Origin of the sequence: Novosphingobium sp. RL4, assembly GCF_035658495.1 — a bacterium.
Taxonomy (GTDB): domain Bacteria; phylum Pseudomonadota; class Alphaproteobacteria; order Sphingomonadales; family Sphingomonadaceae; genus Novosphingobium.
This window is the reverse complement of record NZ_CP141944.1, coordinates 1,911,685-1,921,733: the sequence shown is the minus strand read 5'-3', so window position 1 is coordinate 1,921,733 and position 10,049 is coordinate 1,911,685. Positions and strand designations below refer to the sequence as shown.

6 protein-coding genes are annotated in these 10,049 nt (G+C 66.7%); 4 read left to right on the top strand and 2 right to left on the bottom strand.

The annotated features are described in order from the left end of the window. The first annotated feature begins 14 nt into the window (after positions 1–14). The 4 genes from U9J33_RS09305 (at position 15) to U9J33_RS09290 (ending at position 7,040) form a co-directional block, all read left to right on the top strand. A complete protein-coding gene (locus tag U9J33_RS09305) occupies positions 15–1,037 on the top strand; it encodes a glycosyl hydrolase family 8 (RefSeq protein WP_054441487.1) in 1,023 nt (340 codons plus the stop codon). Between the two features lie 144 nt (positions 1,038–1,181). Further along, entirely contained in the window at positions 1,182–2,420 is a 1,239-nt protein-coding gene (locus U9J33_RS09300) for an efflux RND transporter periplasmic adaptor subunit (protein ID WP_082370554.1), read from the top strand. A gap of 7 nt (positions 2,421–2,427) precedes the next feature. Beyond that, the gene (locus U9J33_RS09295; protein ID WP_324694698.1) at positions 2,428–5,625 is read left to right on the top strand and encodes an efflux RND transporter permease subunit; all 3,198 of its coding nucleotides are present in this window, start codon (positions 2,428–2,430) and stop codon (positions 5,623–5,625) included. After that, positions 5,622–7,040, top strand: a complete 1,419-nt coding sequence (locus U9J33_RS09290) for an efflux transporter outer membrane subunit (RefSeq protein WP_324694695.1) — start codon at positions 5,622–5,624, stop codon at positions 7,038–7,040. Before U9J33_RS09295 ends, U9J33_RS09290 begins: the two co-directional genes overlap by 4 nt. A 39-nt stretch (positions 7,041–7,079) precedes the next feature. Here the strand turns inward: U9J33_RS09290 and U9J33_RS09285 are convergent, their stop codons facing one another. Both U9J33_RS09285 and U9J33_RS09280 read right to left on the bottom strand, forming a co-directional pair. Beyond that, positions 7,080–8,150 carry a dihydrodipicolinate reductase gene (locus U9J33_RS09285; protein ID WP_185997571.1) on the bottom strand — a complete coding sequence of 357 codons (1,071 nt, stop codon included), beginning with the start codon at positions 8,148–8,150 and terminating at the stop codon, positions 7,080–7,082. An 88-nt stretch (positions 8,151–8,238) separates the two neighbouring features. Next, entirely contained in the window at positions 8,239–9,894 is a 1,656-nt protein-coding gene (locus tag U9J33_RS09280) for an MFS transporter (RefSeq protein WP_324694692.1), read from the bottom strand. Positions 9,895–10,049: the final 155 nt, after the last annotated feature.

Sequence of the window (10,049 nt, the reverse complement as noted above, 5' to 3'; positions counted from 1 at the left end):
GGGAACCGCACGTCATGAGCATTCTCGGCTCCGGCCACGCGATCGACCGCCGCAACTTCACTCTGGGGCTCATGCTGGCGATGACGGCTGCCTGCAACACCGATGCGCAAAGCCGCTCTCCGGCCCACGATGCGAACTGGCGCAGCTATCGCGACATGTACATGAGGCCGGAAGGCCGGATCGTGGATACCGGCAACAACGGCGTCAGCCACAGCGAAGGCCAGAGCTACGGCCTCCTGCTCGCCTACAAGGCCGGCGACGCCGAAGCCTTCGAGAAGATCGCGAGCTGGACCCAGTCCTACCTCTCGCGCACCGACGTGGCGCTCCATGCCTGGCGCTACGATCCCAATTCGCCCAACCCCGTGGCGGACCAGAACAACGCCACCGATGGCGACCTCGTGATCGCCTGGGCGCTCGGCATGGCCGGACAGCGCTGGAACCGCGGCGACTACAGCGCGCGCGCCGCGCAGATTCGCGCCGCCATCCGCAGCCGCTGCGTGATCGAGCGCCACAACCGCCGCCTGCTGCTGCCGGGCCTCCAAGGGTTCGTGAACGGCACCGAAGTGACGCTTAACCCGTCCTACTTCGTCTGGCCCGCGCTCGACGCTTTCGCCAAGCTCGATGGACAGTCCGTCTGGGGGCCGGTGATTACCGACAGTGAGGCGATCACCCGCCTCTCCCGTTTCGGAACCCACCGCCTGCCGTCCGACTGGATCGTGGTCAGCGCGCCCGATCAGGTCGCCCCCGCCCGGGACAAGCCGCCGCGCTTCGGTTACGACGCGATCCGCGTGCCGCTCTATGCCGCGCTGGGCGGCAGGCAGGCGCTGGTGCCCGATATCGCGGCATACTGGCGCGCTTGCCTGGCGGCGAACAAGCCGATCCCGGCGTGGGTGGACGTGGTCACCGGGGAAGAGGCGAACTACGCGCTCTCGGCCGGCGGAGCAGCGGTAGCCGGGCGGCTGCTTGGCACGGCGCAGCCTTCGCAACTCGTGAACGACTACTTCGCCGCCTCGCTGCAAATGCTGGCACGCTACTGACAGATGTCGGGCGTTCTCCGGTGGAGGGCGTTTGACGTATAGGACAGGCAGATTTCGTCCCAAATCTTCGTTTTTAGTCGCAAATTGTCGCACTTGCGAAAACCCGGCTTGCGGGCGGCAACAATTGGCTGAATAGCAGCGCCGATGCGATTTCAGACGGTGCGCGACTTGAAAATCACGAGTTCTTCCCTTGCGGCAGGCCCCCTGCTGCGTCAGACCGGTCTGGTTCTGGCATCCGTTGTCTTTCTCGCTGCCTGTTCGGGCGGAGAGAAGAAGGATGACAAGCGCCCAGCCGCGCAAGTCGGCTATATCGTGGCCCAGCCTTCCGCCGTGCCGCTCGCCGTCACGCTCAGCGGTCGCACCGTCGCTTTCGAAACCAGCGAAGTCCGCCCACAGGTCACCGGGGTCATCGTAAAGCGCCTCTTTACCGAGGGGAGCATGGTGCGCGCGGGACAGCCGCTCTACCAGATCGACCCGAGCCTCTACCGCGCCGCCGTGAACCAGGCTCAGGCGGACCTTTCCAGCGCCCGCGCCACCGCCGAAGCCGCTTCGGCCAAGGCCAACCGGTACAAGCCGCTTGCCGACATGGAAGCGGTTGCCCGGCAGGACTACATCGACGCGCTCGCCACCGCACGCTCGGCCAGGGCCTCGATTGCGCAGAACGCCGCCACGCTCGATACGGCGAGGATCAACTTGCGCTTCACCACCGTGCCCGCGCCGATCAGCGGCCGCATCGGCCGCTCGCTCTCGACCGTGGGCGCGCTTGCCAGCGCCAGCCAGACCGATCCGCTGGCGGTGATCCAGCGCATGGACCCGATCTACGTGGACATGCAGCAATCCGCCGCGGACATCACGGCCCTGCGCCGCAAGCTCGCCGCGGGCGGGGTCAATCCCGGCAGCACCCAAGTTCACCTGAAGTTCGACGACGGCACGCAATATGCCTCGGCGGGCACCGTCCAGTTCTCCGAAGTCACCGTGGACCAGGACACCGGCACCGTAACCCTGCGCGCCAGCTTCCCCAACCCGGACGGTCTGCTGCTGCCGGGCATGTTCGTTTCGGCCGTGTTCGACCAGGCGACCGATCCCAGCGCCTACCTGGTGCCGCAGAACGCTGTCCAGCGGGACTTCGACGGTTCGGCCTATGTCATGGTCGTCGGCGCGGACAACAAGGCCGCACGCCGCAAGGTCAGCGCCGATCGCACGCAAGGCACGAACACCGTCGTGACGTCCGGCCTCCAGAAGGGCGACAAGGTCATCGTCCAGGGCCTGAACGGACTGAAGCAGGGTGCCGATATCCAGCCGGTAGCGGCGTCGAGCCCGCAGAAGGTCGTCCCCTCGTCAGGCAAGGCCGGCGAAGGCCAGTCTTCCGGCAAGGGTCGCTGAGCCTCCCATGTCACGCATCTTCATCGACCGGCCGATCTTCGCCTGGGTTCTCGCCATCATCGTCATGCTGGCGGGTCTTGGCGCGCTGGCCTTCCTGCCGAACGAGCAGTACCCGGACATCGCGCCCACGCAGGTCAATATCCGCGCCACCTACAACGGCGCCTCGGCCGAGACGATCGAGAACAGCGTCACCCAGATCATCGAGCAGCAACTGACCGGGATCGACGGCCTGCTCTACTTCAGTTCGCAATCCTCCAACCGCGGTCAGGCGACGATCAGCGCCGTCTTCGCCAAGGGCACCGACCCGGACATTGCGCAGGTCCAGGTGCAGAACAAGGTGCAGTCCGCGCTGTCCCGCCTCCCGCAGGCGGTGCAGAGCCAGGGCGTCACGGTCACCAAGTCCAACCCCGACCAGCTCCTGCTCGTTGCCGTCTATGACGAGACCGACGGCCGTTCGAACCAGGACGTTTCGGACTACCTCACCTCGAACATCCAGGACCCGCTCTCGCGCATCGAAGGCGTGGGCGACGTCAACGTGTTCGGCGCGCCGCACGCGATGCGCATCTGGCTCGATCCCACCAAGCTCGCCGCCGTCGGGCTCATGCCCAGCGACGTGACTTCTGCGATCACCGCGCAGAACACCGAAGTCGCCGCCGGCGAGATCGGCGGCCTGCCCGCGCCGCAGGATCAGGCAATCGACGCCATCGTCACCGCCGGTTCGCGCCTGCAGACGGCCGAGCAGTTCCGCAACATCGTGCTCAAGACCAATAGCGACGGTTCGGCGGTAACCATCGGCGATGTCGCCCGCGTGGAAATCGGCGCCGAGAACTACAGCTCGATCAGCCGGATCAACGGCCACCCCGGCGCCGGCATCTCGATCTCGCTTTCGCCCGGCGCCGACGCGCTGGCGACCGCCGAACTGGTGAAGGCGGCCATGAGCGAGCTGGCGCAGGGCATGCCGGACGGCCTCGGCTATACTTACGGCAACGATTCCACCTCGTTCATCAAGCTCTCGGTCGCCGAAGTCGAGAAGGCGCTGTTCGAAGCGATCGTGCTCGTCGTCATCGTGATGTTCGTGTTCCTGCAGAGCTGGCGCGCCACGCTGATCCCCGCGATCGCGGTTCCGGTCGTCCTCCTCGGCACCTTCGCGGTGTTCTATGTTGCGGGATTCTCGATCAACACGCTGACCCTGTTCGGGCTCGTGCTCGCGATCGGGCTTCTGGTCGATGACGCGATTGTCGTCGTCGAGAACGTCGAGCGACTGCTTGAGGAAAATCCGGGGATGTCGCCGCGCGAGGCGACCATCAAGTCGATGGAGGAAATTCAGGTCGCACTGGTCGCCATCGCCCTCGTGCTGTCGGCGGTTTTCCTGCCCATGGCGTTCTTCGGCGGATCGACCGGCGTGATCTACCGCCAGTTCTCGCTGACGATCGTGGTCGCCATGGTGCTTTCCGTGCTCGTTGCGCTGATCCTGAGCCCGGCTCTGACCGCCACGCTGCTCAAGGCGAAGTCGCACGAGGAAGCCGGCCCCAACTGGATCGAGCGTAACCTGCCCTGGCTGGCAAGGCTGTGGGAACGCTTCCACACCGGCTTCGACCGCGGCTTCGAGCGCATGACCAATGCCTATGCGCACCGGGTGGAGCGCGTCGTCGAGCACAAGTGGCGCTGGCTTGCCCTGTTCCTGATCGCCTGCGTCGCCACTTTCATGCTGTTCCAGCGCCTGCCCACCGGCTTCCTGCCTAACGAGGACCAGGGCACGATCATGGTCCAGTGGCGCCTTCCCGCCGGCTCGCCGCGCACGCGCACGGAAGAAGTCCAGCGACAGGTCGAGAACTATTTCAAGACTTATGAGAAGGCCAATGTCGCCAGCATGTTCACGCTCTCGGGAGGCGGACAGGGTGCGGCGGGGCAGAACACCGGCCAGGCCTTCGTCACGCTGGTCGACTGGGAGGAGCGGCCCGGTTCCAAGAACACGGCCGATGCCATCGTCCAGCGGGCCAACGGCGCATTCCGCAACTTGCGCGACGCGCAGGTCTTCACGCTGGTTCCGGGCGCGATCCGCGGGCTGGGGTCGTCCTCCGGCTTCACCATGGAATTCCAGAACCGCAGCGGCATGAGCCGCACCGAATTCCAGAAGGCGCGTGACGAACTTCTCGCCAAGGCGACCGCCGACGATCGCCTGACGAACGTGCGCCTGAGCGATCTTCCCGACGTTGCAACGCTGAAGATCAACTCCAACACCCGCGCGCTCACGACTTACGGCCTCACCGCCGCCAATGCCAACTCCACGCTGCAGACGGCGTGGGGCGGCACTTACGTCAACGACTTCATCGACAAGGGCCGCGTGAAGCGCGTCTACGTTCAGGGCGACGCCCAGTTCCGCTCGCGCCCGGAAGACCTTTCCAACTGGTTCGTGCGCGGCACGAGCGGCCAGATGGTACCCTTCTCAGCTTTCTCGACGATCAGCTGGTCCACCGCGCCCAGCACGTCCTCGCGCTTCAACGGTCTCCAGGCCTATGAATTCTCGGGCAGCCCCTCGGCAGGCGTGAGTTCCGGCACCGCGATGGACGTGATGGAGGAACTCGCCAGCCAGGTGCCCGGCACCGCCGTGGCCTGGGCCGGTTCCTCCTATCAGGAGCGGCTGTCCTCGGGCCAGGCACCGCTGCTCTACGCGCTTTCGCTGCTGGTGGTGTTCCTGTGCCTTGCCGCGCTTTACGAAAGCTGGTCGATCCCGATCGCGGTCATCCTCGTCATTCCGCTCGGCCTGCTGGGCGCGATCCTCGCGGTGACGCTGCGCGGGCTCGAGAACGACGTCTATCTCCAGATCGGCCTGCTGACGACGATGGGCCTCGCCGCGAAGAACGCCATCCTGATGATCGAATTCGCCGAACAGGCCGAACGTCAGGGCAAGCGCGTGATCGAAGCCGCGCTCGAAGCCGCGCGCATCCGCCTGCGTCCGATCCTGATGACGAGCTTCGCGTTCATCTTCGGCGTGGTTCCGCTGGCCGTCGCAAGCGGTGCCGGCGCCAACAGCCGCATCGCCATCGGCACCGCCGTGGTCGGCGGGATGCTGACCGCCACGCTGCTTGCCATCTTCTTCATCCCGCTGTTCTTCGTCCTCGTGCGCCGCGGCGTGCGCGACGGCATTGCCGCCGTCCGCCAGCACCTCCAGCAGCGCCGCGAACGCAAGGGAGACACTGCATGAACCGCCGACTTCGCGCCCTGAAGCTGGCGGCTTGCGCCCTGCCCGCCATGGCCCTCGGCGCCTGTTCGATGGCGCCGAAATACGTGGCGCCAACCCCGCCGGTCCCGGTTTCGTGGCCTGTGGGCGATGCCTATCTCTCGCAGAGCGAGGCCGCGCTGCCGCTGGTTTCCTATTCGGAAATCTTCCGCGACCGCCGCCTGCAGTCGCTCGTCGAACAGGCGCTGATCAACAACCGCGACTTGCGCGTCGCCGCCGCGAACGTTGCCGCCGCCCGTGCTCAGGTTCGCGTCACCCGCGCCAACCAGTTCCCGGCGATCGGGCTGTCGGGTTCCGCAGCCCGCACCGAGGCAGGCGGCGGTTCCTCGGGCGACGGTTCGAACTATTCCCTGCAAGGCGGCATTTCTAGCTTCGAGCTGGACCTGTTCGGCAAGCTCGCCAATGCCACGCAGGCCCAGCGCGACACGGCCCTGTCCACCGAAGCCGCGGCCCGCACCGTCCGCCTTGGCCTTGTTGCCGACCTCGCACAGGCCTGGGCCAACTATGCCGCCGACCGTGACCTGCTCCAGATCGCGCAGGCCACCGCGGCCAATGCCGAACGCGGCGTCGCGCTCACCGGTGCCCGCCTCAAGGGCGGCGTCGCCCCGCGCACGGACCTGCGGCAGGCGGAACAGGTGCTCGAAACCGCGCGCGGCGATGTCGCCTCGCAGACGACCGCCCTCGCGCAGGACGTGAACGCGATCCGCCTGCTCGTCGGCGCCGATTTCGACGAGAGCCTGCTTCCCGGCAACATCGGCGAAGTGAACCAGTCGCTGGCGGTCCTCCCCGCCGGCACCAGTTCGCAAGTTCTCCTGCGCCGCCCCGACGTGGTGGAAGCCGAATACTCGCTGCGCGCCGCCAATGCCGATATCGGCGTGGCCCGTGCCGAGCTGTTCCCCTCGATCTCGCTGACCGGCCTGCTCGGCTTCGCCAGCGACGCCCTGTCATCGCTGTTCGACAAGGGCGCCTTCGCCGCCACCGGCACGGCATCCGCCACCTGGTCGATCTTCAACGCCGGCGGCCGGACCGCCAACGTCGAAGTCGCCAAGGCGCAGCGCGACGCGGCCCTGGCAACTTACGAAAAGGCCATCCAGACGGCGTTCAGCGAAGTGGCCGATGCGCTGGCCGATCAAGGCACGCTGGCCGAGCGGGTACGCGCAGCCTCCAGCTACACCGAAGCCGCCGCCGATACCGCGCGACTGACCGAGGCCACCTACAGGCAGGGCATCGCCAGTTCGCTCGACAACCTCGATGCGCAGCGCAGTCTCTATACCGCACGGCAGCAGGAAATCGCGGTGCGACTGGCGTTCGCAAGCAACCGGATCACGCTCTACCGCGTGCTCGGCGGGGATCAGGCCACCCCGGCTCAGGACCGATAGGAACGGCAGGCAGGGGTTCGCCCTGCCCGTCGATTCCGTCTAGCTGTAGATCGGCAATATCTGCGGCAGGTCCGCGGTTGTCCGTATCCCCGCAGGGGCCGCGCAAACCGCCGGGATGGCGTTCACCGGCCGGTGTGCGGTCAGCCCCGGCGTATAGGCCGCATAATCCTCCTCGGAGACCGGGAAGGTGATGTCGACCTTGACCGGCGTGTCGCCCTCGGTCGTGATCCGCCAGCCGGATTCCCGCAAGTCCCACGCATCGTCGATATCGGTGGTCACGTACCAGTTGGCCCGGAACCGCATGACCGGACGCCCCCCGCTCTTGCAGGTGATGGTCGTGCGCATGGCGCCCACCGTGCCCGCCGGTACGGTCCCGGCCGCGATCGTCAGGTCCTGCCGCGTGGGCGAGAGTTCGCCGACCGCCTCGATCTCGTCCACCTCCAGCCCCACAGCATCGGCGATCTGCGAGAGGGAGCTGCCGAAATCGCCCTTGAGGTGTTCGGCCCGCCGCTGGTCGAAGGGGGCCATCGGGGCGGCGAAACCCATGACCTGGAACAGCATTTCCGGTGAATTGCGGCTCGACACGTCGGCATATTCGTCGATCGTGAGAAGCCCGTGCGAACGCTGGAGCGACATCAGCGGAATGGCCAGTGCCTCCGTCACGAAGCCGGGGCTGGAGCCGGTGCTGTAGATCGAGGCATTGCCCGCCTCGCAGGCCGCTTCAACCCGCGCCCGCAGTTCCGGGTCCATCCGGGCGGGATTGTGGAAGTCTCCGCGCGTGGTGACGACGTTCTTTCCCGAAGCCAGCAACGCACAGATATCGTCCCAGTCCGTGCCCTGCTGCATGTAGAGCACGCAGTCCGCATCCAGCGCCACGAGTTCGTCGCGCGAATGGGTCGCCCTGATGCCGGTCGGCGGCAATCCGCACAGTTCGCCCGCATCCTTGCCGACTTTGCCGGGAGAGCTGACCCAGAGGCCGACGAGTTCCATGCGCGGATGTTCGATCACAGTTCGCATCGCGCGGCTGCCCACGTTGCCCGTCGCCCACTGGATCACCCGCCAGGTCTTGTCGTGCTCCACCCCGGCCTGTCCGGCCCCGACCTGCGCCATCGATCTTCTCCCGTTATCTTGTCCCGCGAGCAGGCCAGCGCCCCGTCCGCTCCGCAATCCCCGGATGGGAACAAGGCATGCTCCCCGTTCAGGGCGCCATCCAGCTCACCGTATCCTGTCGGGGGTCCAGCGAATCCGCCTTCCAGCGCACGGATCCGAACGGCCTTTCAAGACGTCTGCGGACACGGCTGGCATCGTGGGCGCGATGGTAGGAATCCGCTTCGGCCTGGATTTCGGAATCGGCCTGGGTGAAGCGGTCGCGCAGTCGCAGGTAATCGCCCCAGGTCGGGCAATGATAGCGTTCGGTCCAGAGCGCCGGATTCGCGATATCGCGCGCCAGCGACCAGTCGAACCCGCCGTTGCGTTTGCGCATCGACTGCATCTTCATCATGACCGCGTAGAAATCCCGCGCGCGCTCCGGATCGACGTCGTACTCGACCTCGATCACGACCGGCCCGGAACGCATGGTCAGCGCCATGCCCACGGCGGGCTCGTGGCCTAGCGGCACTTCCGAGATGTCCGCTTCCTGGTCCCTGCCGATCGGCAGGATCAGGCCGAGCAGCGCCGTGGCGCCCACCGCGATCCCCGAGGCGACCAGGGCGAAAGCTACGTCATGCGCGGCCGCCACCATCCCCCAAGCCCAGGCGCCAAGCCCGATCCCGGCGGTGATCGCGGAGGAAAACAACGAAAGTGCCCGCGCGGTCACCCAGCGCGGTGCGGAAAGCTGCACGGTCACGTTGAGCATGGCGATGGTCAGGATGTTGCACGCCCCCACGATCAGGAACGCCCCGCAGGTCAGCACGATCTCGTTGCTGAACCCGATGGTGACAAGCGCAAGGCCCGTGCCGACCGCAAATATCCGCACCGCCAGTTCGGTGGAGATCGTCTCCCGGATCTTGCTGACGAACAGCGCGCCCGCCACCGCACCCACGCCTTGCGCGCCGAGCAGGATGCCGAACGTGGAAGCGTCGCCGCGCAGCAGGTCGCGCGCGATCAGCGGGGCCAGCGCCGAAGCGGTCGCGGTGCTGAGGCCGAACACCAGCACGCGCACCAGCGCCGTGCGGATCGCGGGGGCATGAAGCGCATAGCGCGCGCCGCCGACGATGGCCCTGTCCATCCGCTCAGGCGGCAGACGCGAAGGGACGTGCTTTCGCCGCCACAGGAAGAAGGCGACGAGCAGCGGCAGGTAGAACAGCGAGGTCATGCCGAACACGGCCTTCGCCCCGTAGAGCACGACGATCAGCCCGCCGAGCGCCGGTCCGAAACTGCGCGCGACGTTATAGCTGATCGTGCCCAGCGCCACCGCCGCCGGGAGATGCTGGCGAGAGACCTGTTCGGGGATCGATGCCTGCCAGGACGGCGAATAGAGCGCCACTCCTCCGCCTATCAGCGCACAGAACGCCAGCAGCAGCCACGGCGTGACAAGGCCGAGGAAGGCGATCACCGCCAGCACCGCGGCGCAGAGGGCACTGAAGGTCAGGCCGGTCATGGCAATGCGGCGACGGTCGAACATGTCGGCGATGGCACCGGCCGGAAGCGTCACCAGCACCAACGGCAGCATCATCGCCGACTGCACCAGCGCCACCATGCTCGGCGAATTGCTGAGCCGCGTCATCTCCCACGCCGCGCCGACGCCGAGGAACAGCTGCCCGAAATTCGAGAACAGGCTGGCGGTCCAGATCCGCCGGAACGTCGGTTCGCGCAAGGGTGCGAATGCCCCGCCGGAATTCTCGTCGCCCTCCATGCCCTCCCTTTCATATTGCCATCTGCTGCGATCTTGTCGCGGCTGCGGCGATCGTCAAGCAGGCGCGCGCAATAGACCTGCGGATTGACCCCGGCCCCGCCGCCGCGATATACTTTCACGTGAAAGCAATCGCCAAGGCGATAGGAAACGGACCT